Source organism: Streptomyces sp. NPDC038135 (genome assembly GCF_055601245.1).
The window spans coordinates 62,499-86,890 of sequence record NZ_JBVJXS010000010.1 but is presented as its reverse complement, the minus strand read 5'-3'; the positions used below and the strand labels follow the sequence as shown (position 1 = coordinate 86,890).

At 68.4% G+C, this 24,392-nt stretch carries 19 protein-coding genes and 8 pseudogenes; 10 read left to right on the top strand and 17 right to left on the bottom strand.

What is annotated here, in order from left to right; translation table 11 throughout:
- Window positions 1-384: 384 nt before the first annotated feature.
- Entirely contained in the window at window positions 385-1,185 is an 801-nt protein-coding gene (locus ACZ7JA_RS27650; RefSeq protein ID WP_470811000.1) for a MerR family transcriptional regulator, read from the top strand.
- A gap of 214 nt (window positions 1,186-1,399) precedes the next feature.
- Window positions 1,400-1,682, top strand: a pseudogene (locus ACZ7JA_RS27645) (hypothetical protein); the annotation flags it as partial.
- Between the two features lie 112 nt (window positions 1,683-1,794).
- Here the strand turns inward: ACZ7JA_RS27645 and wrbA are convergent.
- The 7 genes from wrbA to ACZ7JA_RS27610 all read right to left on the bottom strand — a co-directional run bounded on the left by wrbA (window position 1,795) and on the right by ACZ7JA_RS27610 (window position 9,050).
- Window positions 1,795-2,397: an NAD(P)H:quinone oxidoreductase gene (wrbA, locus tag ACZ7JA_RS27640; protein WP_470810998.1), complete on the bottom strand. Its 603-nt coding sequence runs from the start codon at window positions 2,395-2,397 to the stop codon at window positions 1,795-1,797.
- Window positions 2,398-2,829: 432 nt separating this feature from the next.
- Window positions 2,830-5,175 (bottom strand): glycoside hydrolase family 65 protein, encoded by a 2,346-nt coding sequence (locus ACZ7JA_RS27635; RefSeq protein WP_470810996.1) that lies wholly within the window; start codon window positions 5,173-5,175, stop codon window positions 2,830-2,832.
- Window positions 5,172-5,921 carry a beta-phosphoglucomutase family hydrolase gene (locus ACZ7JA_RS27630; RefSeq protein WP_470810994.1) on the bottom strand — a complete coding sequence of 250 codons (750 nt, stop codon included), beginning with the start codon at window positions 5,919-5,921 and terminating at the stop codon, window positions 5,172-5,174. Before ACZ7JA_RS27630 ends, ACZ7JA_RS27635 begins: the two co-directional genes overlap by 4 nt.
- A gap of 131 nt (window positions 5,922-6,052) precedes the next feature.
- Entirely contained in the window at window positions 6,053-6,439 is a 387-nt protein-coding gene (locus ACZ7JA_RS27625) for an RNA polymerase sigma factor (RefSeq protein WP_470810992.1), read from the bottom strand.
- 236 nt (window positions 6,440-6,675) lie between these two features.
- Complete coding sequence (locus tag ACZ7JA_RS27620; protein ID WP_351669498.1) at window positions 6,676-7,269, bottom strand: TetR/AcrR family transcriptional regulator; 594 nt, start codon at window positions 7,267-7,269, stop codon at window positions 6,676-6,678.
- Between the two features lie 33 nt (window positions 7,270-7,302).
- Entirely contained in the window at window positions 7,303-8,100 is a 798-nt protein-coding gene (locus ACZ7JA_RS27615; RefSeq protein WP_351669496.1) for a hypothetical protein, read from the bottom strand.
- Window positions 8,097-9,050, bottom strand: a complete 954-nt coding sequence (locus ACZ7JA_RS27610) for an ABC transporter ATP-binding protein (protein ID WP_351669494.1) — start codon at window positions 9,048-9,050, stop codon at window positions 8,097-8,099. Before ACZ7JA_RS27610 ends, ACZ7JA_RS27615 begins: the two co-directional genes overlap by 4 nt.
- 518 nt (window positions 9,051-9,568) lie before the next feature.
- On the opposite strand from ACZ7JA_RS27610, the gene ACZ7JA_RS27605 reads away from it, so the two are divergent.
- Window positions 9,569-9,745 carry a hypothetical protein gene (locus ACZ7JA_RS27605; RefSeq protein WP_470810989.1) on the top strand — a complete coding sequence of 59 codons (177 nt, stop codon included), beginning with the start codon at window positions 9,569-9,571 and terminating at the stop codon, window positions 9,743-9,745.
- On the opposite strand, the pseudogene ACZ7JA_RS27600 reads toward ACZ7JA_RS27605, so the two are convergent.
- Window positions 9,735-10,000, bottom strand: a pseudogene (locus ACZ7JA_RS27600) (alpha/beta fold hydrolase); the annotation flags it as partial. The gene ACZ7JA_RS27605 and the pseudogene ACZ7JA_RS27600 sit on opposite strands and share 11 nt — an antisense overlap.
- Window positions 10,001-10,067: 67 nt before the next feature.
- Window positions 10,068-10,795: pseudogene (locus ACZ7JA_RS27595) on the bottom strand (IS5 family transposase); the annotation flags it as partial.
- A 548-nt stretch (window positions 10,796-11,343) separates the two neighbouring features.
- On the opposite strand from ACZ7JA_RS27595, the gene ACZ7JA_RS27590 reads away from it, so the two are divergent.
- Both ACZ7JA_RS27590 and ACZ7JA_RS27585 read left to right on the top strand, forming a co-directional pair.
- Window positions 11,344-11,499 (top strand): hypothetical protein, encoded by a 156-nt coding sequence (locus ACZ7JA_RS27590; RefSeq protein ID WP_470810987.1) that lies wholly within the window; start codon window positions 11,344-11,346, stop codon window positions 11,497-11,499.
- Window positions 11,500-11,513: 14 nt separating this feature from the next.
- Window positions 11,514-12,566, top strand: a complete 1,053-nt coding sequence (locus ACZ7JA_RS27585; protein ID WP_351669488.1) for an alcohol dehydrogenase catalytic domain-containing protein — start codon at window positions 11,514-11,516, stop codon at window positions 12,564-12,566.
- 578 nt (window positions 12,567-13,144) lie between these two features.
- Here the strand turns inward: ACZ7JA_RS27585 and ACZ7JA_RS27580 are convergent.
- Together ACZ7JA_RS27580 and ACZ7JA_RS27575 are read right to left on the bottom strand one after the other, a co-directional pair.
- Window positions 13,145-14,257 carry a catalase family protein gene (locus tag ACZ7JA_RS27580; RefSeq protein WP_351669486.1) on the bottom strand — a complete coding sequence of 371 codons (1,113 nt, stop codon included), beginning with the start codon at window positions 14,255-14,257 and terminating at the stop codon, window positions 13,145-13,147.
- 256 nt (window positions 14,258-14,513) lie between these two features.
- Window positions 14,514-14,828, bottom strand: a pseudogene (locus tag ACZ7JA_RS27575) (LysR family transcriptional regulator); the annotation flags it as partial.
- Window positions 14,829-14,837: 9 nt separating this feature from the next.
- Between ACZ7JA_RS27575 and ACZ7JA_RS27570 the strand changes: the two are divergent.
- Both ACZ7JA_RS27570 and ACZ7JA_RS27565 read left to right on the top strand, forming a co-directional pair.
- Entirely contained in the window at window positions 14,838-15,335 is a 498-nt protein-coding gene (locus ACZ7JA_RS27570; protein ID WP_470810985.1) for an MDR/zinc-dependent alcohol dehydrogenase-like family protein, read from the top strand.
- 260 nt (window positions 15,336-15,595) lie between these two features.
- Window positions 15,596-16,402: an SCO6745 family protein gene (locus ACZ7JA_RS27565; protein ID WP_470810983.1), complete on the top strand. Its 807-nt coding sequence runs from the start codon at window positions 15,596-15,598 to the stop codon at window positions 16,400-16,402.
- A gap of 344 nt (window positions 16,403-16,746) precedes the next feature.
- On the opposite strand, the gene ACZ7JA_RS27560 is transcribed toward ACZ7JA_RS27565, so the two are convergent.
- The 4 genes and pseudogenes from ACZ7JA_RS27560 to ACZ7JA_RS27545 form a co-directional block, all read right to left on the bottom strand.
- Entirely contained in the window at window positions 16,747-17,130 is a 384-nt protein-coding gene (locus ACZ7JA_RS27560) for a DUF742 domain-containing protein (RefSeq protein WP_351669480.1), read from the bottom strand.
- 7 nt (window positions 17,131-17,137) lie between these two features.
- Window positions 17,138-17,575 carry a roadblock/LC7 domain-containing protein gene (locus ACZ7JA_RS27555; protein ID WP_351669478.1) on the bottom strand — a complete coding sequence of 146 codons (438 nt, stop codon included), beginning with the start codon at window positions 17,573-17,575 and terminating at the stop codon, window positions 17,138-17,140.
- A complete protein-coding gene (locus ACZ7JA_RS27550) occupies window positions 17,565-19,844 on the bottom strand; it encodes a sensor histidine kinase (protein WP_470810980.1) in 2,280 nt (759 codons plus the stop codon). The genes ACZ7JA_RS27555 and ACZ7JA_RS27550 overlap by 11 nt, the downstream gene beginning before the upstream one ends.
- 16 nt (window positions 19,845-19,860) lie before the next feature.
- Window positions 19,861-20,292: pseudogene (locus tag ACZ7JA_RS27545) on the bottom strand (hypothetical protein); the annotation flags it as partial.
- Window positions 20,293-20,688: 396 nt separating this feature from the next.
- Between ACZ7JA_RS27545 and ACZ7JA_RS27540 the strand changes: the two are divergent.
- Window positions 20,689-21,187, top strand: a pseudogene (locus ACZ7JA_RS27540) (RNA-guided endonuclease InsQ/TnpB family protein); the annotation flags it as partial.
- A 120-nt stretch (window positions 21,188-21,307) separates the two neighbouring features.
- On the opposite strand, the gene ACZ7JA_RS27535 reads toward ACZ7JA_RS27540, so the two are convergent.
- Window positions 21,308-21,511, bottom strand: a complete 204-nt coding sequence (locus tag ACZ7JA_RS27535) for a hypothetical protein (RefSeq protein WP_351669474.1) — start codon at window positions 21,509-21,511, stop codon at window positions 21,308-21,310.
- 112 nt (window positions 21,512-21,623) lie between these two features.
- Between ACZ7JA_RS27535 and ACZ7JA_RS27530 the strand changes: the two are divergent.
- Window positions 21,624-21,785, top strand: a pseudogene (locus ACZ7JA_RS27530) (bifunctional DNA primase/polymerase); the annotation flags it as partial.
- 28 nt (window positions 21,786-21,813) lie between these two features.
- On the opposite strand, the pseudogene ACZ7JA_RS27525 reads toward ACZ7JA_RS27530, so the two are convergent.
- Window positions 21,814-22,704 (bottom strand): annotated as a pseudogene (locus ACZ7JA_RS27525) (LysR family transcriptional regulator).
- A gap of 109 nt (window positions 22,705-22,813) precedes the next feature.
- On the opposite strand from ACZ7JA_RS27525, the gene ACZ7JA_RS27520 reads away from it, so the two are divergent.
- Window positions 22,814-23,818: an NADP-dependent oxidoreductase gene (locus ACZ7JA_RS27520; protein WP_470810976.1), complete on the top strand. Its 1,005-nt coding sequence runs from the start codon at window positions 22,814-22,816 to the stop codon at window positions 23,816-23,818.
- The last annotated feature ends 574 nt before the right edge of the window (window positions 23,819-24,392 follow it).

Genomic DNA, 24,392 nt, shown 5'->3' with positions numbered 1-24,392 from the left:
CTGACCTCGGGTTGGGAGCGGCTGGCCTGCTCCCAACCCGACGGTGTGCCACGAGCCGACAGGCCAAGACTGCACGATGTAATGCTCCACTCCCTCGATGCTCGCCTTGCTGTCCGCCAGAGCCCTGACTGCGGCGCGGCCCGAGGAGTTGACCCGTACGCGCCACACCGCGCCTGTTTCCGCGAGTGGTCCTGCGCTGGCGGAGATCCGTCCCACACCTCGACTTTCCGCGCGAACGGCCTAGACGCGGCCGTGCGGCGCGATCGCGTGTCGTGCCGGCCGGATGAAGCCGTTTCGATTGCGGGACCACGTGCTTCGCCGGAATCCACGGCTAGTCATAATGGACTTGAACGCGCCCCAACGTCACCTTTTACAGTCGACTGCGTGGAAGACACACAGCCCGACAGCGGAGCCGCTTGGCGAGTCGGCCAACTGGCCAATCTGACCGGTGTGACCGTTCGAACCCTGCGGCACTATGACCAGACTGGCCTGCTGCACCCCTCAACACAGACCGCCGGCGGGCACCGCCTCTACGATCATGCCAACGTGGTCAGGCTCTACCGCATCCTCGCGCTGCGCCGTCTACGATTCACCCTGGCCGAGATCCGCTCACTCCTGGACGACCCGGACTGGGACCTCGCATCCATGGTCGCCCGCCACGCCGCGGAGACTGACCGAGACCTCGCTGCCGCTGCAAGGCTGAGTACGCATCTGCGAGCCATCAACAGTGAGATCGCTCGCTCCGGAGCCGCCTCCCCCGAACATTTGTTCACAATCATGGAGGAGATGACGATGCTGGACACCCCGATCCGCAGTACCACGACGCTGCTGGTCTACGAGCATCTGAACGACGCGCACGCCTATCTGACCGACACCTTCGGACTGACCGCAGGGCCGCTGGAACTCGGCCCCGGCGGGCGAGCCGTGCACGCTGAGGTGTTCGCCGGGGACCAGGCGATCTGGCTGCACCCCAGCGGTGACGGCTACCGTTCTCCCCGGGAGCTCGGCGGTGTGAGCAGCATGGTCGTCATCGGTGTCGACGATGCCGATGCCCACCACGCCTACGTGTTGGAGCACGGGGCCGACATCCTCAATGCGCCGGTGGACCAGTCCTACGGCGTGCGCGAATACAGCGCGCGCGACCTGGAGGGCCACCTTTGGTACATCCACAGCCCGCTGGGCTGATCTGGTCACTGAGACTGTCGCACGACGGCTGGCGCTGGTTCTTCCTGACTTCTCGAACAAGACCACTGCGGGCTCGACCGACGGCGGCCAGCGGAGCCGGCCGCCGGCTTGGCCGGGGTGTTCGCCGTCGATCCCTTCCTCTGACACCCCGGTGATCCTGACACGCCCGAACTCCCTTACACAGTGCACTCAGCACGCCACGAGCGGCGCCGTCATGTGGCCGGTTCCACGAACGGCCAGTCTGTGGTCGGCAGCCGTCCTCACCCGGGTCCAGGCCGAGCAGGGTCTGCCCGTCTCGCAGCGTGCGATGGACCTCGCCCAGTCGGTTGTCAGTGGGCTGGTCACCAACGCCTGCAAGTACGTTCCCGGACCGGTCCTGCTGGACCTGCGCATCCTCGGCGGCCTGGTGGAGATCGTAGTGTGGGGCTCTGACCCCGGTCCTGCCGATCGCCCGGGCCGCGGATGCCGGCCGGGTCGGCCAGCACGGGGTGAAGATACCGCCAGCGCAGTGTTGGCCGACAGCCACGGCTGTAGTGCCTCAAGTTTTCCGGATGCCGAAACCCGAGCCCCTGACGCCCCTACATCACAGTTGCGTGAAAGCCTGGAGCGTCAGCCGCGCAGGCGTGTGGCGATGTCGGCCAAGTGGCGTCCCTGGTAATGGGCCGCTGCCAAGGTGCTTCCGTCAGGACCCTCACCGCCTCCACTGGGCCAGCTCGTGCCGTACGGATTGCCGCCGGCAGCGAACAGCAGTGGGTCCGTGTATCCCGGCGGCACGATGATGCAGCCCCAATGGTAAAAGGCATTGTTGAGGGAGAGAATGGTCGACTCCTGGCCGCCGTGGCGGTTCATGGCCGAAGTGAAGCTGGTTACGGGCTTGTTGTGGAAGACGCCCGCCTGCCACTGCTTGCCCGTTTGGTCGATGAACTGCTTGAGCTGCGCCGAGACGTTACCGAAGCGCGTGGGCGTACCGAACGCGTATGCCGTGGCCCACTCCAAGTCCTCAATAGTCGCTTCAGGCACCTGATCCTTTGTGGCGTCGACGTGGGCTCGCCATGCAGGATTCGAGTTGATCGCGTCGTCGGGTGCCAGCTCGGCAACCCGGCGCAGACGGACTTCGGCGTCTGTGGCAGCAGCCCCTTCTGCAACCGACTGAGCTAGCTGATGGACGTTCCCAGTAGCGCTGTAGTAGATCACTGCGACCCGAACACTCATAACAGGCTCCCTCCGGTCGAGCCCAACTCTTCTGATGCAAACGCCAGATCGCTGCCAACACACCGAACGCAGGCGATGGCAGCCCCCCAAGGGAGTAACGTACTGAATAGGACGAGGGATCGGCGAATGGGGCGCCGACGCACCGGAATCCGTGGAAGACAACGGCTTCGATACATTCGTCATCCCAGCTCTATCAGACGACAGGCCGGGTGAGGTCCGGTGGCCCAGATGCACTATCGGGGCATCGTTGACCCGCGCTGGCAGGACACTCAGCTGCGTTCCATAGAGGCGAGGCCCTCGGCGAAGGCATCGCGGCGCTGATGCGGGCCGCAGGCCAAATCCACAATCAACCAGGTCGAGGAGGTCTAGGCCGAAGGGGAATCCTGTGGCCCTCTCTCGGACCTCTGTCACACCCACTCGTCCTGCCCCCGTTCAGTGAGGGCGTCCAGGGCGGCGCCCTTTGGGCTGAGCAGGTTCTGGCAGGGGGGCAGGGCGTTTGACGGGACGTGTCTGCGGTCTGTCACGGAATACTGTCAGTGCCTCTCCGTAGTGCAGTAGTGTCAGCGATTCCCCGTCGGTCAGTGAGTAGACAGCCTGCGAGTGGTCGATCGACACCCGTAGGCACTGGTGTTGCACATGCACCGAAAACGTCAGGCGGGCGAGCCTCTCGGGCAATCTGGGAGCGAAGTGCAGAGTGCCGTCGCCGTAGCGCATGCCCCCGAAGCCGGCGACCAGTGCGATCCATGAGCCGGCCAGGGATGCGATGTGCAAGCCGTCGCGGGTGTTGTTCTCCAGATCGTCGAGGTCCATCAGCGCGGCCTCGCCGAGGTAGTCGTAGGCAAGGCGCAGATGGCCGACCTCGGCGGCCATAACAGCCTGGACGCACGCCGAGAGAGAGGAATCACGGACGGTGAGCGGCTCGTAGTAGGCGAACGAGCGGGCCTTTTGGTCGTCATCGAAAGCATCCGTTCGCAGGTACATGGCCAGTACGAGATCCGCTTGCTTGACCACCTGTTTTCGGTACAGCTCGAAGTAGGGGAAATGCAGCATCAGTGGATAGTCTTCAGGTCCGGTGGCGGAGAAGTCCCACCTTGCTTGGCGGGTGAAGCCGGCTGACTGCTCATGGATGCCGAGCTGAGCGTTGTAGGGGATGGCCATCGCATGGGCGGCGTCTCGCCAGGCGGCGATTTCTTCCTGCTCCGCGCCGAGGGCTGCGGCCTGTTGGCCGTGGCGTTCGGCAACGTCGGCGGCTGCCAGCAGGTTCTTCTGGGCCATGAGGTTGGTGTACACGTTGTCGTTCCCCACTGCGCTGTACTCGTCGGGGCCGGTGACGCCGTCTATGTGGAAACGACCGTGCGAGTCATGGTGACCGAGCGAGAGCCAGAGCCGCGCCGTTTCCACCAGCAACTCCACGCACGTGTCGCGTTCGAATTCCTGGTCGTTGGTGACTGAGACGTAGCACACCGCAGCATGGGCGACATCGGCATTGATGTGAAAAGCGGCGGTTCCGGCTGGCCAGTAACCTGAGCACTCCGATCCGTCGATGGTGCGCCAGGGGAATGCCGCACCCCTCAGACCGAATTGACGGGCACGTGCGCGCGCCGCGGGGAGGGTGTCCTGGCGCCAGCGCAGGGCCTCGGCGACGCAGGCAGGGTGGACAAAAGTGAGCAATGGGAGGACGAATATCTCGGTGTCCCAGAACCCATGTCCGTCGTATCCGGAACCGGTCAATCCTTTGGCCGGTACCGCACGTTGCTCGGCCCTGGCGGCGGCCTGAAGCACATGGTAGAGGGCAAAGCGGACAGCCTGCTGGATTTCCGTGTCGCCTTCGATCTCCACGTCCGCGTGTCTCCAGAAGTCGTCCAGGAATGCGCGCTGTTGGTCGACCAGACCCTGCCAGCCGGTGTTTCGAGCGCTGGCGAGGGCGGCCTCCACCTGGTCTCGCAGCGCAGGCAGGGATCGAGCCGCCGACCAGCCATAGGAGACGAACTTCTCGAGACGGAGCGTTTCGCCGTCCTTCAGTTCGGTGATGACCGTGAAGCGGCCCACGTCGACCGCGCTCTCCGACGAGGTACAGAGGTCTGACGGCCCGCTCACGTTGTGGTCGGCGGCGGCCGCGATCCGCAGATCGGTGTCGACTGTGCGATGGATCAGACGCAACCGTGCTTCCTGAGCGGCGTTTTCCTCTGCTCGTAGTGGGTGCTCCAAAGCAGCCGCGACCCGCGGATCGCCGGTGAGAGTGGGTAGCTGCTCATTGGCGATGAGTTCGGACTGGATGACGAGGCTTACCGGGCCGTCGAGTGGTTCCACCTCGTAGGCGATGGCAGCGACGGCCCGCTGGGTGAAAGAGACCAGACGAGTGGAGCGCACTCTGACGGTCCTGCCGGCGGGCGAGGTCCACTCGCAGGTGCGATGCAGCAGTCCGGCGCGCAAATCCAAAATCCGCTCGTGCATGCGTATCCGACCGTAACGAAGGTCAAACGGCTCGTCCTCGACCAAAAGTCGGATGAGCTTGCCGTTGGTGACGTTGATGACCGTCTGGCCGGACTCGGGAAACCCATAACCGGCCTCGGCGTACGGCAGCGGGTGTCGTTCATGGACACCGTTGAGATAGCAGCCGGGCAGGCCGTGGGGTTCGCCCTCGTCGAGGTTGCCACGCCAGCCCACATGACCGTTGGACAGAGCGAAGATGGATTCACTCTGGGCCAGCACGTCCCAGTGCAGCGCCGTTTCACGTACCTGCCATGGCTCCACCTCGTAGGCAGAATGATTGATCACGGCCTGCCCCTCAACAGTTCGGCAAGATCCTCGACGACGATGTCGGCACCGTGGCGACTCAGCGCTTCTGCTTGACCGACGCGGTCGACGCCGATCACGTAGCCGAAGTGACCGGACCGCCCGGCGTCCATACCTGCCAGCGCGTCCTCGAAGACTGCCGCTGTCTCAGGCTCCACACCGAGGTCCTGGGCAGCCGCGAGGAAGGTGGCGGGATGCGGCTTGCCCGGAAGACGGCGTTGCGCGGCGACGATGCCATCGATCCGCACGTCGAACTGATCGTGCATACCAACCGAGAGGAGGATGTCGCGGCAGTTGGCACTGGAAGACACCACGGCCGTGGACAATCCGCCCGCCCGCACCGCCTCGACGTAGCGGCGGGAACCGGGATAGGCCTCTATCCCCTCGGTGCGGATCTTTTGCAGCAGGAGCTCATTTTTGCGTCTACCGAGCCCGTGCACGGTGTCGGCCTCGGGCTCTTCGTTGTCCGAGCCCTCAGGAAGCGCGATGCCACGCGAGGCCAAAAACGTTCTCACCCCGTCGGCGCGGGGGCGACCGTCCACATATTCGTCGTAGTCGTTCACCGGGTCGAAGGCGCGGAAGCCGGGACCGTCATGGCGCCGCAGGAAGTCGTCGAAGGTCTCTTGCCACGCTGCAGCATGCACGACCGCCGTCTTCGTCAGCACCCCGTCGAGGTCGAAGAGACAGGCCCGGACGACGTCCGGGAGGCCCAAGTCATCCCTGCCCACACCACCAGTCTCCCGTCCGGTACGTGCCGCGCAAGTTGACTGGTGTGGGTCTGTGCCGATCGTCACCGCGTCGCCGTCCTCCGCGCACGAACCGGGAAGTCTGCCCCCTCACCGAGTCTCCCCCGCAGCTGTCACGAGCCTGATCGGCCAGACGCGCCGCCCGGCACGCCCGCCGTGTGCGATGCTCCGCCGGTGTGCGGGTGTGGGGCTGACCTGCTACTGGCCACCCGTTGAGGAAGCCGTGGCGATCCCGTACAGCCAGGGGCGGGCGTGCGGGATGGCCGGGTCGTAGCGCCGCCGCCGCGCCGCCGCTGGAAGGCGATCACGAAGGTCTCCGCCATCAGGTCGTCTGTGTCGGAGCCGAGGCGCCGGGCGATGTAGCGGTGGATGTCGTCGGCGTAGCGGTCGAAGATCACGGCGAACGCGTCGGGCGTCTCCCAGAACCGTTCGATGACCGAGCCGTCGCACCCGCCGCTCGCGGCCGTCGCCGGGACGGTCGCGGCGCCGTTGTCTCGCATCGGGGTCACGTTCCACCTCTGTGGTTCATGCACGTCCTTGGGAATCGGGTCGTGGTGTCGTGGTCACCCGTCTCCTGCAAGTGATCTGCGTCATGACGCTGTTGATCGCACGACTCCAGCGGCGAGCCGGTAGCTCGCCGTAGTACCGCTGGCGGCAGGACGTGAGGGACCTTGTATCCGACCGGCGCTGGGTGTCGGCCGTGCGGCGCATCAGCTTGTGCAGTCGGCCCGACTGCCTAGGGGCGAGGTGCGATGCCTTTGAGGATGATGTCGACCGTGTCGGCGATGGTGGGCAAGGACGGGAGGAGATTCTGATCGGGGGCCATGGGCGGGTTCAAAGCCATGCCGAACAGCAGGGCCAGCAGGACGACAGCGCTGTGGTCGGCGTCGGCATCGGCACGCAAGCGGCCGAGTTTCTGTTCGGCGCGTAGGTACTCGGCGAGACGTCCCGGTGGGCCCGGCAGCGCACCGGGGGGCGGTGCGACGCGAGCGAGTTCGGGGTCGGTGAGGATGGCCAGTTCGAGGGGCAGGATGTCGGCGCGCAGGGTGGCGAGCTGAGTGAGGCAGTCGGTGAGGTTGGCGGCGACCGTGTGGGTGCCGGCGCGGGCGGGCAGCGTGTCTATCCAGTCGACGACGTGCTTGTTCTGCTGCAGTACGGCTTCGGCGAAGAGAGTGGCCTTGTCGGGGAAGTGCCGGTAGAGGGTGCCTTCGGCGACGCCGGCCGCCTGTGCGATGGCACGCGTGGTGGTTTTGGCGTAGCCGACCTCACTCACGAGCCGGATGGTGGTGTCGACGAGCTTGGTCCGGGTGGCGTCGCCGCGTGCGCTCATGGCGTCTTCCCCTTCAAGGCGTGCGGGCTGCGGTCAGTCGGTGATGTCGCGGCGCTTGAACACGGTGAGCGCGACACCCAAGCCTAGAAGGGTGTAGAGGGCTCCGAGCGCCAGGGCGGTGCCGTAGGGGATGACGCTGGTGCCGCCCTGGGCCAGCGCACTGAGGGTTGCTCCGGGTGTCCAGTCCGCGATGGCGTCGAGGGCAGCGGTGATGACCGCCTCGACGACCAGGACGTAACCGACGCCGACCGAGATCGAGACGGCCGCGGAGCGGGTGACCAGCGCCAGCACGAGTCCGATGACACCCCAAACGAGCAGCGTGACGAACAGGTTGAACCACGCCCCGGCCAGGGTCGGCAGGACGTCCTGGCCCCACGCGGAGACATCCAGTTCCGCGCTCCGGGCCGCCATGGGGGCGATGATCAGGTTGGCGATGAGCGCCACCGTCGTGACGGCGGCCGTCCACAGCGCCAGTGCCCCGACCTTGCCGAGCAGTAGCTTGACGCGGTCGGGCTGGGCGGAGGCGGTCAGCCGGATCAGGCCGCTGCTGTAGTCGCCGGCCGTCACGATCGCCCAGAACGACAGGGCGACCACTCCGTACATGCTGGCAGCCGAGGACAGACCCGCGGTGATGCCGTCGGCTGCCTGCCACTGGTCGAGCGTCGGGAACGACACCCCGGGGCCGCCTGGTGGTTGCGCGTTGGACGAGCCGACGACCTGCGCCATCACCATGTTGATCATGACGGTGAACAGGATCGTCAGGCCGAACCAGCCGAGAACGACACCCTTTCGGCGGGTCCGGAGGAGTTCGCTGCGCACCGTGTTGATCATGACGCCTTCCGTTCCGCGGCCGCCGCGCGGTCCGCAGTGAGGTCCTGGTCGCTGCTGCCGGTCATCTGCAGGAAGATCTCCTCCAGGCTGCCGCGCACCGGGGTCATCGACGTGAGGGTGATGCCGCCGCGGGCGGCGCATCGGTTCAGCTCGGCACCCTGGCGTTCGTCCGCTGTCACGCTGAGGCGGCCACTGGCGGTGTGCTCGACCTGCCAGCCGTCGGCAGACAGCAGTGCGAGCAGGGACGAGGTGTCCCGTTCGTGTTCGGCCGTGATCTCGATGCGCTGTTTCGTGCGGGCGAGCAGGTCGGTGACGGGTCCGGAGTAGACGAGGTGGCCAAAACGGATGACGACCAGGAAGTCACAGACCGTCTCGATTTCAGCCAGAAGGTGCGAGGAGACAATGACCGTCCGGCCCGCCTCGGCCAAATCTGCGAGCAGCCCGCGGATTTCGACGATGCCCGACGGGTCGAGACCGTTGGTGGGCTCGTCGAGGATCAGCAGTTTCGGATCGGGCAGCAGGGCCGCGGCGATTCCCAGACGCTGCTTCATACCCAACGAGAACTGCTTGACCGGCTCGGCGTCCCGGCCGGTCAGACCGACGATCTGGAGTACGTCCTCCACCCGCGAGGCAGGCAGGCCCCGAAGCCTAGCCAGCGACATGAGGTTCGCCCTGGCCGACAGACCGGGCATGAACGCTGGGCTTTCCACCAGAGCCCCGACCCGGCTCAGATAGCGGCCGGGCGTGCTGATCGGCTCGTCCAGCACCTCTGCCGTTCCCGACGTCGGCGCGATCAAGCCGAGCAACATACGGATCAGAGTCGACTTTCCCGACCCGTTCGGGCCCACCAGGCCGATCACGCCCGCCCGCGGCAGTTCCAGCGTCAGCCCGTCCAGAGCCGTGACATCACCGAAACGGCGGGTCAGCCCAGCCGTCCTGATCACACTCATCGTTCCTCCAAAGCGTGTGAGCACTCACTCACATAGTGGGTTGGAGGAGTCCTGCTGTCAATGCGGCCGAGCCGCAGCAGGTGGTCGGGCCCACTACCTGCTGCGGAAGTTTGGCCGCGAGGCGCACCCGCCCAGAGCCACGGGACGGTGGGAGTGCGGGATCTGCTGCCGGTACCGGGATGGCGGGCGGGCCGAAACGGGCTCCCGTGCGCCTTGGGCGCAGTCCCGCCCTATCCCCACGCGTGCACTTCCCGTACGCGCTCTCCACGGGAAGTGCACGCGGTCCGACTGCCCTGCTCCTCACCCCGCAGCGCCGACGAGCACCGCATCGACAAACTCAAGCAGTGGTGCGTGCTTGGCCACTCGATATGACAAGACAGCGACCATCTACCTCGCCGACTTTTTATAGCCCGCCATTGTCATAAGTAGCGGCTGATCGCCGAGCAGATGTGCTGCGGCCTGCTCTGACGGGCATAAAGATCCAGCACTCAGCGAAGCCGAATCAGGGAGGGCATTCTGTGACCTCGGACCACCCAGCCCCGCCGGCCACTGCCGAACAGGCCCTCGACATCGTCCGCAGCCGCTTCGCCGAGCCCGGACTGCCCGACGGCTCGCCCGCCGAACTCCGCGTCGAGGAGTTCGATGCTGCTGGTGATCGGACTGACCGGCTGATCGCCGGGCCGGTTACGCCTTGAGGAGCTCGAGGATGACGGGGTTGAGGACGTCCGGGTGGACGCAGCATGCCGTGCGGCTAACCCCTCGTAGGTCTCCAAGGTCGCGTTCCGCAGGATCTCCGCGCTCTTCGGACCTGCGTCCGCGTAGGGCACGACCTGGTCGTCAGTACCGTGCATGACGAGCACCGTGACATCGATCTTCTCCAGATCCTCGGTGAAGTCCGTCTCGGCGAACGCCTTGATGCACTCGTAGTGCGCGTTCGCGGCGCCCATCATGGCGGATCTGCGGAGCCCGGAGTCCCAGCGGGACGAGTCGCTGCGAGCCGTGGCTGCGGCGTGCCGCAACCAGTAGGCGGCGGAAGCCGTGCAGCCAGGCGATCGTTCTCTCGACGACGTACCGGAAGATGCCCAGGCCGGAAGCATGTTCCTCGCCTCGCTCGGCGATCACCGGGCGGATGCCACGCTGCCACAGCAGGCGCCGGTACTTGTCGTGGTCGTAGCCACGGTCGGCCAGGAGGGCGTCGGGTCTGCGCCGGGGCCGGCCGACGACGCCTGCCACAGCCGGAACGCTGTCGACCAGTGGCAGCAACTGCGTGACACCGTTGCGGTTTCCGCCGGTCAGCGACACCGCGAGCGGGATGCCCTGGGCGTCGGTGATGACATGGTGCTTACTGCCCGGCCGTGCGCGGTCGACCGGGCTGGGTCCGCTTTTGGGCCCCGGCGAGCTGCCCGCACGTGCGAGGAGTCGATCACCGCCCGCGACCAGTCCAGCTTGTTCGCCGCCCGCAGCTTCTTCAGCAGCACCAGATGCAGCTGGTCCGACACCCCGGCCTCGTTCCACGCGGCCAGGCGCCGCCAGCAGGTCATGCCCGAGCCGAAGCCCAGCTCCTGCGGCAGGTACTCCCACTGGATGCCGGTGTGCAGCACGAACAAGATCCCGCACAACGCCTGCCGGTCCGGCACCCGTGGTCTGCCCTCGACCAGCTTCGGGCCAGGCTTGGGCAGCAACGGCTCGATCAGCGACCACAGTTCGTCCGAGACGATCCATGGCCGCGCCTCCCTCTTCCCCACAACAGGACCAACGAGCAACCGAGCTGACAGTCACATGATCAACGGCTTCTGTTAGGACCTCTTAAGCTGCTGCATCCCGTCATGCAGGGCTGAGCAGGGAAGGATCTTGACCTCTGGTCCGCGCCATGGAACGGGAAGAGTGGATGCTTCGCTTGATTCAGCGGTCACAGCAGCCAGCCGCGTGCCCCTGCAAGTGAGTCGGAGAGCTCCGACCACACGGTGCAGACGGTCAGGCGACAGCTTCCCGTGCCCCGGTCCGCGTGGAACGCGACGCCGAGCCTGGCTCTCGATCGGTGAGTTCATGGCGACGTATCACCCCACCATGATCCAACAGTAGACGATCTTTGAAGACGGACCCTGAGGCGGCCGAGCGCATAAATCGTATGTCGCGCCGGGCTCCCCCTTGTCTCCGACGGCACGGCACCCATACGCTCACCACCCGTACCGACTGGCCGGTATGCTCTGTGCAAACGTCAGTGCCCGCCGATGCCGGCCTGCCGACCGTGCCGGCCGCCGATCCAACGCGACCGTCGAAGGAGCCGCCGGAGTTGAGCAGAATCAACGGCCAGGTGCGCCTGGCCGCACGTCCGGTGGGAGAGCCGCGACCCACCGGCTGGCAGCACGCCGAGGAGGCGATCCTGTTGCGCCTGTTCCGTGGTAACCACGGCGAGCTCGTGCTGAAGATCGCGGACCGACCGGCCTGAGGGGGAGAAACAAGATGAAAGCACTGACCTACCATGGCCGTCACGACATCCGCTACGGGGATGTCTCCGACCCGGCCGTCACCAGCCCCACCGACGCGGTGGTGCAGGTGACAGCGGCCGGCATCTGCGGCAGCGACCTGCACATCTTCCGCGGCAACCCGTTCAGTCCGGAACTGGGCTACACGCCGGGGCACGAGTGCGTCGGGGTAGTTGTCGAGGCCGGCGGCCAGGTGACCCGCTTCAGGCCCGGCGACCGAGTTCTGGTGCCCGCCTCTGTCGGCTGTGACCAGTGCCGGTCGTGCGCGGCCGGGTTCACCGCCCGGTGCGAGCGCGCCACGTCCAGCACTGACCTCTGCTACGGAGTGAGTCCGCAGCTCCCGGGCAGCCAGGCCCAGGCCCTGACGGTGCCATACGCCGACGTCAATCTGATGCACTTGCCCGAGGGCATCTCCGACGAGGCCGCCGTCGCCCTGACGGACAACGCCCCCACGGCCTGGTACGGCTGCCGCCGAGCCCGCATCCAGCCCGGCGAGACCGTCCTGGTCATCGGCCTCGGCCCGGTCGGCCTCATGGCCGCCCAGTCCGCCTTCGCGATGGGCGCCGCGCGGGTGCTGGGCGCAGACCTGGTCGCGGAGCGCCGCGCCTTCGCCGCCACCCTGGGTGTCGAGCCGGTCGAGGGCGAGCACGCGCGGACAGCCATACGGGACATGACCGACGGACGCGGGCCGGACGCCGTGGTGGAGGCCGTGGGTTCGGACGCCACCATCGAGCTCGCCCTCAAGGCCGTCCGGCAGGCCGGCCGGGTCAGCGTCATCGGAGTCAGCCAGAGCAAGGCCTTCCCCTTCCATATGGGACTTGCGCAAATCAAGGAACTGGAGTTCGCCATCGGGCTGTGCTCTGTGCACTACGAACTCCCTACTCTGATCGCCCTCACCCGTGCCGGCCGGATCAAGCCAGAGGTCTTGGTCTCCCACCGCTTCCCCCTCTCCGAAGGCCCGGCGGCGTACGAACTGTTCGCAGGACGCTCCGACGGCGTCCGCAAGATCCTTCTCGACCCCACCCGCTGACCCTCCTGCGCGGGGCCGCCTCGTCCGATCCCCTGCGGCAGGCCCTGGCACGGGTGCGCCGTTCCGGCGTGGACGTGACCAGGGCACCCGCGGTCTTTCCTCTTACGAGCGTGCGCTGGGCGCACTTCAAGACCGTGCAGCAGACGCTGCTGGCGCTATCGGTCGAAACACCCCGCATCATGAGCGCGAACGTTCCGCAGGACGACTGGTCGCCGCTGGGCGAGATGGCCGTTCCCGAGCAGGGGGTAGGGCGCACTCTCCCAGAACGATTGCGTGGTTGCGGTAGTCCGTCTGGCATATGCGGGCGGGGCAGCCGCGGTCATGCGACGGCGATGGCACGACTCCGCCGCGCCCCTGAAGGAGGCAGGCCGTCGACCGAGCCGAGCCGACGCCGCTACAGCCGCTCCCAGGGCCCCACCGTGCGGGCGGGTTCGCCACTTGGGAGGGCCCGCCGCTACGCGTGGTCACGCTCCGGGAAGAGCACGTGAGCGGCGTCGAGAATCCGTTGCCGGGTCGCTTGTCGCCCTGCCGCGATCCCAGTGCGGTCGGCGCTGGCGGCGGGACGCGGCTGAGCCGGCTCATCCGAGTAGTTGCGCGCTGCTGACCGGTTCGCGCCGCTGCTGTCCATTGATGCGGTGCCGTTCGATGGACGAACGCCGGTACACCTCCTGCCGCACCCGCTGGATCTCGCCGACAGGCCGGTGCTCTTCGCGTGAGCGCCACGGTGTGATCGACGTGGCGTCGGCGGCCGCCACGTTCTCGTCCCCGCCGATGTCCTGGCGCGGGAGGGCCACACGGGCGACGGTCACCCACGGGGACAGTTCCTGGGGCCACTTCACGGAGGTGTTGTCCACCGGCATGTGGGCCAGATCGGTGTTGAGCTGCACCTGAAGTTCGAAGGAGTGATCCCGTTCCGCGGCCTCGGCGACGAGTGTGTGGCGGAACGCCTCATTGTCCGCGCGCACGTCCACGATTTCGTGCGTCAGGGAGGCCACGGACTCGGTCGTGGGCACGGTCCGGATCTTGGCGATGTGGTCGCCGTACCGGAAGGCGCCCATGCTGTTGTAGGTGTACGACAGCAGGTTTCTGCGCGGGACGGTGGTGAACGACAGCATGGCGAACAGTTCGTCCCACAGCCAGCTGTCGGGATCGATGAGCGTGCCCCGGCGGGTCAGAAACTCCGCCATCCAGGTCTTGCGGCGGGCTGGGTTCACCAGGGCCTCCGGCAGCTCCGCGAACAGGTCCTCGATGACCATGTAGTCGTAGGCGGTGTTCGCGAAGAAGACATCGTTGTTGATCAAGTTGAGGTCAAAAGTACCGCTGTCCGGTTCGTCGTCCAGCAGTGAGGGGCCGGGGACCCCGAACAGCTTGATGCCCATCCCACACGCCGCGCCCAGCTGATGGTCGGGGCGCTGATGGCCAAGGCCGTTGGAGTAGCGGACGACGGCGTCGTACACGGCGGGTCGGGCGAAGATGCCCTGACCGTAGAAACCGCGGTTGTCACCGACCGTGACCGTGGCCTTGAGGAGGCCGTAGGTTTTTCCGTGGGCCGTGCGGACGGCGCGGCCGACGACCTCGCGCTCGACCGAGGTGCGGGTGCGCTGCGCCACCTGTGCCACCACCGCATCCAACTCCTGCTGGTACGTCTGACGTTCGGCGGGGCGGTAATCCTCGTAGCGGACGGGATCCATGGTGTTGCCTCCCTGTGCTGTGGTATCGACTTCAGACGGTAGCCAGCAATTAAATTGTGCACAACATAACCGCCTGTGGTGAATCACACGTCGGCGAGCACCACCACGTCGGGAGCACCCACACCCCAGGGGCCATGCATACGATGCTTGAAGGCGGACCGCGCGGCCGCCCAAGCGGCATCTAAAGCAGCGGCTGGAACAGATGCGGGCCGAGGGGACGAAGTTCCGTCCGTCGACCGGCGGTCGGGCGGGACGTCCCGGCGGACGAGTTCACGAACGAGAGCACTGCTCCGTCGTCCTCGGCCTCGATCGTGGCCCTCGGGATCCAGTCCTGCGCGCCCCACCAGGCACGCGTATACGAGCCGCAGTTCTCGGCCCAGTCAACGAGCGGCAGCGAGCGCGGAGCCGGGTGTCCGGCCGGATGCACCAGGGAGTAGCTCTCTTCGAACAGTCCGCTCGCCACCAGCCCCGCTGGCAGCTGCGCTCCGTCCAAGGTGGCAATGGCGAGATCCGACCGACCGTCGGCCACCTCGCCCGCCGTGCCGCGCCCGACCTCGCGGACGATCCATACCGGCTAGACATGGCCGCCGCCCAGGGCTACGCCACCATCAACTTCGAGGACACCGACGTACGCTCGGCACTGCTCGAACTCACCGGCGGCCGGGGCTCCGACAAGTGCATCGACGCGGTCGGCCTGGAGGCCACACACGGTGCGTCCCACATCCACCTCTACGACCGCGCCAAGCAGGCGGTCCGCTCCGAGACCGACCGGCCACACGCCCTGCGCCAGGCCATCCTGTCCTGCCGCAGCGGAGGCGTGGTGTCCGTCATCGGCGTCTACGGCGGACTGCTCGACAAGTTCCCGGCAGGCGCCCGGATGAACAGGTCCCTGACTATGCGCACCGGGCAGTGCCACGTGCACAAGTACATGAAACCGCTGCTGAGCCTCATCGAACAGGGCAGGGTCGACCCCACCCGGGTCATCACCCACCGGCTGCCCCTGACCGAGGCACCGGCCGGCTACGACCTGTTCAAGAACAAGAAGGACCACTGCGAGAAAGTCGTCCTCAAGCCGTAAGGGACACACCCGTGAACTGCCGCACCACGTCTCGCCGACGCCGGCTTGCGCTGGTCGGACGTGGACCCGGACCACTTCGACGAACGGCAGCAGAGGGACCAGAACCCTGCGGGCGCGCACACAGCCACGCAGACGACAAGCCATTTGCACGGCCGCCGATGAGTTGTGGTGTGCCGGACGGTCCAAGTCGGCACACCCAACAAAGGGGGAGCCCGATGGGCAGGACGCACTTGCACACGAGGACTGACATCGCCCGCCGCATGTTCGAGCTCCTGGAGCCGATCTGTCTGGTCACCTACTGCGCCGACGAGTGCAACGAGGAACTGGCCGCACTCGGCCATCGCACCTACTGGGACGGCTACTTCGCCAGCCGTGCGGCGCCACTGGGACGGGTGTCGGCCCAAGTCGTGCACGCAGCCTTCTACAACTTCGGCGACGGGGAAACCGCACGGCACATCCCAAGCGCCTGGGAGACGATCCCGCCCGAGGCCTCCCTCGCCGCTCGGGAGCGGGGCAGCGCGGCCTCCCTACGGCGCATCCTCGGCGACGCGCTGGCCGGCTCCCCAGGCCTGGCGCGCGCCGCAGACCTCACCACCAAGGCCGCGACGAACGCCCCCACCGAAGGCAGGGTGATGTACGCGGGCATGCGCACCCTTCAGGTACCCGGCGACCCCGTCGCCCGGCTGTGGCATTCCGCGACCATGCTGCGCGAGCACCGCGGCGACGGGCACATCGCCGCCCTCGTCGGCGCGCGCATCGGCGGCACCGAGGCCCACGTGCTCTCAGCTCTGGAACAGGGCATCCACCCTCCAGAGGCGTTCGGGCGCATCCATCACCTGCCGAAAGAACGTCTGTCCGCGGTCATGGACGGCATGCGCGAACGCGGACTCATCGACACCGACGGCCGCTTCACCGACGCCGGCCGCGCGACCAAACAGCGCATCGAAACCCTCACCGACGAACTCGCCACCCCGCCATACGACGCCCTGTCCCCCGCCGAACTCGACGAACTGATCACCGAGCTTGAACCCATCACTGCGACCCTGGTGGCCACAGGCTCGCAGTGACACGCAGAAAGAAATTGCCTTGGACCTACATGATCAGGAAAGGCACAGGACACCGACGACCCCACGGAGGACGCGGCGGTCATAGCCTGGGATCGGGTCGTACGACGGGTTCCGCGGCTCGCGCCACACCCGCCCCTTCCGCATAGCCCACCTCCACAGCCGGTTGGCGGCACCCTTCCACGACCCAGTGCACTCGGGCAGATCCATCGTCATGGTTCAGGTGTGGGCTCAGTGGCTTGAGGAAAGCCCAGCTGGTCGAGCAGCGTTGCTGAGCGACCGGCGCACCCGGCGGCGCGTCAGCCGGGGGGGGGGAGCCCGCCACGCGCGCCGGAGCCAGGTCGCCGCTACAGCTGCTTCAGTCGTTCCACGATCTCCCGCAGCAGCTGCGGATCGGCTGCCGGGCCGGTGGCCTGGACGCGGCGGGGCCGGTCGATGCGGACCAGTCCCGCCTCGGCCAGGTCGCCGAGCAGGACACGGACGACGGTCAGGGGCAGGTCGGCGTCCGCGGCCAGCTCGGCCACGGGGCGTGGGCCGCGGCGGATCCGGCCGAGCAGGGACGCGCGGGCATGGTCGAGCTCCGGCTGTGCCGCGTCGTCCGGCTCCACTGCGGTGACCTGGGACAACAGGTCGACGGCATGCCGGTCCGAGGGCCGGGTGCGGCCCCGGGTCACGGTGTAGGGGCGCACCATCGACCCGGTCTCGTCCTCGTACCAGTGCTCGTCGCTCACCGCGGGATCAGGGGGTCGAGCGGGTGCCGGCGTCCAGGTGACGGCCGAGGCGGCGGACGAGCAGGGCCATCTCGTGGGCGAGCTGTCCGACGTCGGTCCGCGCCTCGCTCAGCACGGCGAGGCGGCTGCCGTGGCCGGCCGGGGTGATGAAGAGGTAGGCGTCCTCCAGCATGACCATGGTCTGCCGCACCTCTCCCGCCTCGAACCGCTCCCCCGCGGAACGGGCCAGGCCGTGGAAACCGGAGCAGACGGCGGCCAGGTGTTCGAGGTCCCGCCGGCGCATGCCCTCCGAGCTGCTCAGGGGGAGGCCGTCGGCGGTGAGCAGCACGGCCTGGCGGACGTGGTCGGTGCGGGCCACGAGGTCGTCCAGCAGCCAGCCGAGGTCCGTGCCGGGCGCGCCGGCGGGTGGGGCCGGGGTCTCGGGGGTGTGGTCGTCACCGTGCATCGTCGGTGTCCGTCCCTTCGTTTGCTTGGGCGGGCGAGTCCTCTGGGGTGCCCGTCGCCGGCAGGCCTCTGCGGCCGCGATCCCGGCCCCGCTGGAAGGCGCCGAAGATCGCCCGCATCTCTTCGGGGTCGATTCCTCGGTCCGGTGCCGGGTCAGGGGGCGGCGGCTCCTCCCGCAGCTCCCGCACGAGCGAGGCCTGGCGGGTGCGGGTGGGCAGGGCGGGGGTGTCGTGCGGCTCGGGGGCGGCCTCGGGCGTGCTCCGCCCCCTCGACGGCAGCTCCGTCACTGGTGCGACGTTTTCCGAGCGCTGCGTCCGGCGCAGCACCTCGGCGCCGGCCCCGGGCCCCGCGGCCGCCGGTTCCACGTCGGCCAGCACCTCCTCCGGGAGCAGCACCACCGCGGTCGTACCGCCGTACGGCGAATCCCGCAGGTTCACCTCGATGCCGTGCCGGGCGGAGAGGCGGCCGACGACGTACAGGCCGAGCCGGTCGTGCCGGGTGGGGTCGAAGGCGTCGGGGTCGGTGAGGGTGCGGTGGGCCTGGGCGCGCTGCTCGGCGTCGAGGCCGAGGCCGCGGTCGTCGATCTCCAGGACGAAGCCGTTGCCGACCCGCCCCGGGCGCAACGTGACCTGGGTGTGCGGCGGCGAGAACATCGTGGCGTTCTCCAGCAGTTCGGCGAGGAGATGCGCGATGTCGGCGACCGCGTCCGCCACGACGCCGGTCTCGGGCATCGGCGGGACCACCACGCGCGTGTAGTCCTCGATCTCGCTCACCGCCGAGGCGACGACGTCCGCCACCGGCACGGGCCTGCGCCAGCGGCGCCCGGGTGCCGCGCCGGAGAGGACGATGAGGCTCTCGGCGTGCCGGCGCATACGGGTCGTCAGGTGGTCGATGCGGAACAGCTGGTGCAGGACGTCCGGGTCGTCGGTACGCCGCTCCAGGGTGTCGACCAGCTTCAACTGCCGGTGCACCAGCGCCTGGTTGCGCCGGGCGATGTTGAGCAGCACCGCGAACAGCCCCCTGCGCAGGGTGGCCTGCTTGACGGCGGCCTCCACGGCGGCGAGCCGGGCGGTGTTGAACGACCGGCCGACCTGCCCGATCTCGTCGTCCCTGACCTCGTCGGCGGCGAGCGGCGGCGCCTCGGCGAGCGCGTCCACCTCCTCGCCGGCGCTCAAGCGCCGCATGACGTCCGGCAGTTTCCGGGAGGCGAGCACGTCCGCCGCGTCTCGCAGGATCTCCAGGCGGCGTGAGATGCGCCGCGCGCCGCGCACCGCGAACCACAGCGACAGCGCAACCGCGGCCAGCCCGACCGCACCGACGACGGCGGCCTGGGTCAGCTCGCGGTAGGCGAAGGCACGGCCGCGCGCGGCGGAGTTCTCGGCGGAGCGGGTGCACAGCTGCATGTAGCGCTTGACGGCCCGGTCGGTGGTGGACCGCCAGGTGTCCGCGGCGACGGCCTCTCCCGCCCGCCCGGCACCGGCCCGCAGCAGCGCGTTTTCGCCCCGCATCAGCGAGCGGTGCAGGTCATCGCGCTGGAACTGCTCGAACAACCCGCGTGAGTCGGCGGGCAGGTCCGGCACGTACGTCCGCTCGAAGACACGCCGGTCCTCGATGGTCGCGGTCAGGGCGTCGTACTGCCGGTCGGTCAGGGTCCCGGCCGCCCGCGCCCCGGCGACCAGGGCGTCCTCCCGGGACACGAACTCCCGTACCCGTACCAGCTCGATGACGACCTGTGCCTCGCGGGCGAGCTGTCCGGCCTGGAGCGCGGTGAGCGTGGACTGCACGTCGAAGCCGGGTTCGACCAGGGCGCTGTACTCGTCCACCGCCCGGTCCCAGGTGATGTCCCTGGACAACACGCGCTCGCGCAGCCCTTCCAGGTTCCCGGTGGCGCTGACCACGGCGTCCAGGGCCTGCCGCTGCCGGTCCGTGAGCCGGCCGCCGTCCCCGTCCCGGACAGCGTGCCGCATGGCGTCGACGGCCCGGTCCGTACGGCGCTGCTGTCCGAGCAGGTCGCCGCCGGCGGCCGTGTCGAGGCGGGCACCCAGATAGGCGGCGGACATCCGGCGCTCGATCTGGATCTGCCCGATCGCGGTGTCCACGGGCGTGCCGAAGTCCTCGTACACCCCCTGGAGCCTGACCAGCGCGCGCAGTTCGGCCGTGACCGACACCATGGCGAAGCTCCACAAGGCCATCAGGGCGACGGCCGGGGCAAGGGCGAGCGCCACGATCCGCGCGCGGACGGTGGTGGGACGGCCGACGGGCCAGCGCATGGGATACCTGCCGGTGTTACCAGTCAGTAGAAAGTTCGGCACAACCTACGGCATCACCACCTGGATCGCAATGGTGACCTGCCGTAACCCAGGGCCACTTCCGGGGCGCCGCTCTCCGGGGTTGCCCGAAGGTCGTGACGACCGCCGCGTGGCCCGAAGGGCAGTCGTTGCCCGACTCGTCGAGCCACGGTCGCGGGGTGCCGGTGACCAGGGTCCGCGCGTCCCGCACGGTCAGGCCCCGGTGCAGGACGAAGTCGATCCGATCCTGCGGTTCGGGCCGTCCGCTGCCGTACTGGTGGACGGGGCGGACCGGCGACCAGGTGTGTCCCGGCCCGGACGCCGGGTCGGGGTGGGCCTCGGGGTAGGAGTCGGCGAAGCCCGTGTCCTCGGCGGCCTTCGTGGCCGGCCACTTCACAGCGGGCCGGCGGTTCCACACCAGCACGATCGGCGCCTTGACGAGTTGGTGCATGCAGTGGCTCGGTCAGGGGCCGCTCTCGTGAGCGTTGTCAGCCAGCGACCGCGGTTCCCTGCTGTTTCCCGACCCAACTTGCATGGGACGGGCATGCCGACTGACCCTCCCTAGACTGCAAGCAGCCCGGCGAGCACCACAGCCCCCGCCGCAGAGAAGACCCGCTGCTTCCTCCAGCCTGCCCCCGAAGCCCGGCGGTTCAGTTCCCACGTGAACACCAGACCGCCACCAAGACCCAGCGCGCTCCGCAGCAGGAAAACAGTCGTGTGCACAGGGAGCCTCCAGGGACCTTCGAACGGAGGGCAAGGCCGTCCCTGGTGGTGGTCGCGTGGATGGCCAGCCCCGGTCTGGAAGCTCTAACTCTCTCGATGCGGACACGCCCGGGTCGCCGACGCGCGCCGCGAGTTCCACCGCCAGCTCTCCGCGAAACCAAGCGGTCGCCGTGGAAGACCTGGCAGTGAAAGGACTCGCCCGCACGCGTCTGGCCAAGTCCGTCCACGACACCGGATGGGCGGCGTTCGTGACCATGCTGGAGTACAAGGCCGCCCGGTACGGGCGCACCTTCGTGCGCATCGGCCGGTTCCAGCCGACCTCCCAGGTGTGCTCGCGGTGCGGCGTCCAGGACGGCCCCAAGCCCCTGCACGTCCGAGAGTGGACCTGCCGTACATGCGGGGCCGTCCTGGACCGGGACATCAACGCGGCGGTCAACGTCGCCAAGGCGGCCGGAGAGGCCGTGACAGCCCGTGGAGCGCAGGTAAGACGGGGACCGCCCCCGCACAGCGCGGCGAAGCGGGAGACCCACCCGGAACCGCACCCGACAACGGTACGGCAGACGGGAATCGCCCTGCTTGAGGCGGGCGACGATGTCAATTAGCGTTCCCGACGGGGGGTCGGGGTCGGTCCGGTCGCGGGGTCGGGTCGGCAGTCGGCACAGTCCCTGCGATTTTCGCGCCGGAGCGCCCCGCGGCGCGTGGCTGCGGGGCGCCTTGTGGGGCTAGTCGACCTTCTGCCCGTCGTACATACCGCCCTTACAGGTGTTGTCCGTCAGATCGGCCGTTCCGCCGCCCTGCGTGCACTGAGAAGGGGTGACGTCAGACGGGGCACCCTGTGCGGCGGTGGCGGTGGCGGCGCCTGTGAGGCCGAGTCCAGCGAGGGCGGCCGTGGCGATGGCAGCGGCGAGTATTCGTCGAATGCGCATTCGATTTCCCTTTCACGGATTGCCTCGGTTGGGGGCACTAGCCAGCTTGATCTTCACCCATGTGGGTGGCACGTCATGTTGCTCCATTCGGGTGACAGGGCTAGTCGAAGATGAGGGGAACTCCGTCACCGCTCCCCCGACCCTGTTCGGCTCCCGGGGCGCCGTGCAGTGGGCCTGCCGGCCGACCCCCGCGAACCAGTGGCTGCCGGACGCCGAGGAGCTGATCCCGCCGCTGGCCTACACGTGCGGCCGGGATCGCGCGGCTGATCGCTGAAGGCGCCGTCGGCTGGAGCTGGACCCCATCAGAGGGCGGAGCCTTCGGCCCGCAGCTCCCGCACCAGAGCGCGCACGACGGCGGAGCCGGCGAGCTCCGGGGTGGTCACATAGCCGACACGGCGCGTGGGGCGCTCCGGACCGAGATCGGTGATCTCGATCGAGTCCGTTGCTCCGATCAGGGAGAGCGCGGGCATAATCGCCATTCCGTACCCCCCGCTCACGAACGAGAGCACTGCTCCGTCGTCCTCGGCCTCGATCGTGGCCCTCGGGATCCAGTCCTGCGCGCCCCACCAGGCACGCGTGTACGAGCCGCAGTTCTCGGCCCAGTCGACGAGCGGCAGCGAGCGCGGAGCCGGGTGTCCGGCCGGATGCACCAGGGAGTAGCTCTATTCGAACAGTCCGCTCGCCACCAGCCCCGCTGGCAGCTGCGCTCCGTCCAAGGTGGCAATGGCGAGATCCGACCGCCCGTCGGCCACCTCGCCCGCCGTGCCGCGCCCGACCTCGCGGACGATCCGCACCTGCGGCTCGATCCCGGGATACCTCGCGCGCAGCCGCTGCACGACCGGCGGCAGCAGGTGCAACGCGGTGCTGCGGAAGGCCGCGATCCGCAGCGGGCCCTCCAGCCCCTGCGTCGCCTCGGACTGGGCGGCTTGCCGCGCCTCGGCGACGAGCACGTCCAACAGCCGCAGAGTACGGCGTGCATGCGTCACAGCCCTCTCCCCCGCCGGAGTGGGTTTCGCACCGCTGCGGCCGCGTTCGAACAGGACGGCGCCGATCTTGCGCTCGCTGCCGCGCACCGAGTGGGAGACCGCGGACTGTGTCAGGCCGAGTGCGTCGGCCCCGGCCGAGAAGCCGCCGGCGTCCGCGACCGCCACCAGAATGCGCAGTTCCTGCGGCGCGAGATCGGTGTCGGTCATGCGGGCCACAGGGCGCTCACCTCAAGGTATGAGAACTGCTCATGGAACGGGGCGTCACATGAGCCCAACCGCCTGCCCGAGGGCTCCATTCCCGTCTTACGGTCCCGTCATGACCGAGAACGCGATCACCGTCCAGCAGACCGCCCGCCCCCACGGTTTTCCCACCACCAAGGACTTCGCCTTCGTCGAGTCCGCGATTCCCGATCCTGCGGTCGGCACCGCGCTCGTGGAGAACCTCTATTGGTCCGTCGACCCGTACCACCGCGAGATGATGGACGACGTGCCCGGCGGCTTCGCGCTCCACACACCGCTCGAGGGCCGGACCCTCGGGCGCATCGTCGCCTCGCGGACGCCGAAGCTACCCGAGGGCGAGATCGTCTTCCACCGGCAGGGCTGGCGCACGCACTCCGTGGTCCGACACGAGGAGATCCGTAAACTCCCCCGCTTCGACGGGGTTCCCCTGACGGCGTACCTGAGCGTCCTCGGCGGCACCGGACTGACCGCCTACGTGGCCCTCACCCGCATCGCCCGGCTCCGCGCGGGCGACGACCTCTTCGTCTCCGCCGCAGCCGGCGGCGTCGGTACGGCCACTGGCAGGTTCGCCCGGCTGCTGGGCGCCGGCCGACTCGTGGGCAGCGCGGGCTCGGCGGCCAAGGTCGAGCACCTGACCCGGGAGGTGGGCTACGACGCAGCGTTCAACTACCATGACGGCCAAGCCGCTGAACTGCTCGCCAAGGCCGCACCGGACGGCATCGACGTCTTCGTCGACAACGTCGGCGGCGAGCAACTGGCCGCCGGGGTGGGCGCACTGCGCGAGTTCGGGCGCATCGTCCGGATCGGCACCATCAGCCGCTACAACAACCCTTACGCGCCCCCGCCGCACTTCAACTACTCGGACATCGTGGAGAAGAGCCTCCGTATGGAGGGCTTCCTGGTCAGCAACTACCGCGGCCTGCAGGACGAGCTGTACGAGTTCGCAGTCCCCCACCTGCAGAGTGGCCGACTGACGCTGGATCAGACGGTGGTGGACGGGTTCGAGCACATCGTGGCCGCATTCCTGGGCATGCTGCACGGCAAGAACACCGGAAAGATCATCGTGCGGGACCACGCGTAGGCCTCGCCCGGCCGTCGCGCGCGGCACGACGCGCATGGCTGCTCCTCCGACGGCGGCGGCGACCGCGACGGCGGGTCAGGAAGACGGCTGCGCACAGAACCCGGCAACCCCCTCAGCCAACGGGCCGGTGGTGAGCCCTTCGGCGGGCACCAGCACCGGTCACATCGCCGCGGTCGGCGAGGGCGTAGACGCACGCTGTGTCCCTGAGCCTGTCCCCGCTCCGATCACCTCAGACGCCTACGCCGAGGTGGTCCTGGCACCCGTCACGCTCACGTTCGGCATCGGCAACATGCCGCTGAGGACAGCCGCAGGTCTCGGGTGGGGCGTACCGACCGCCTACGACCTGATCAACACCGCCGCGCGCGTGCGGCCCGGCGAAAAACGTGCTGTCCACGCCGCTGCCGGCTCAGTCGGTACGCTCGCCGCCCAGTTCGCCGACTGGCTGGAGCAGGTCGGCACAGCCGCGAGCTGCTGCGCGGCCATCGCCCAAAACCCTGCTCAAACATCAGATCGAGCAGACCGCCGAGATGCGGTTGGAAGGGAGAGCGGGCGCTCTTGGCGGCTGCCTGGGAAG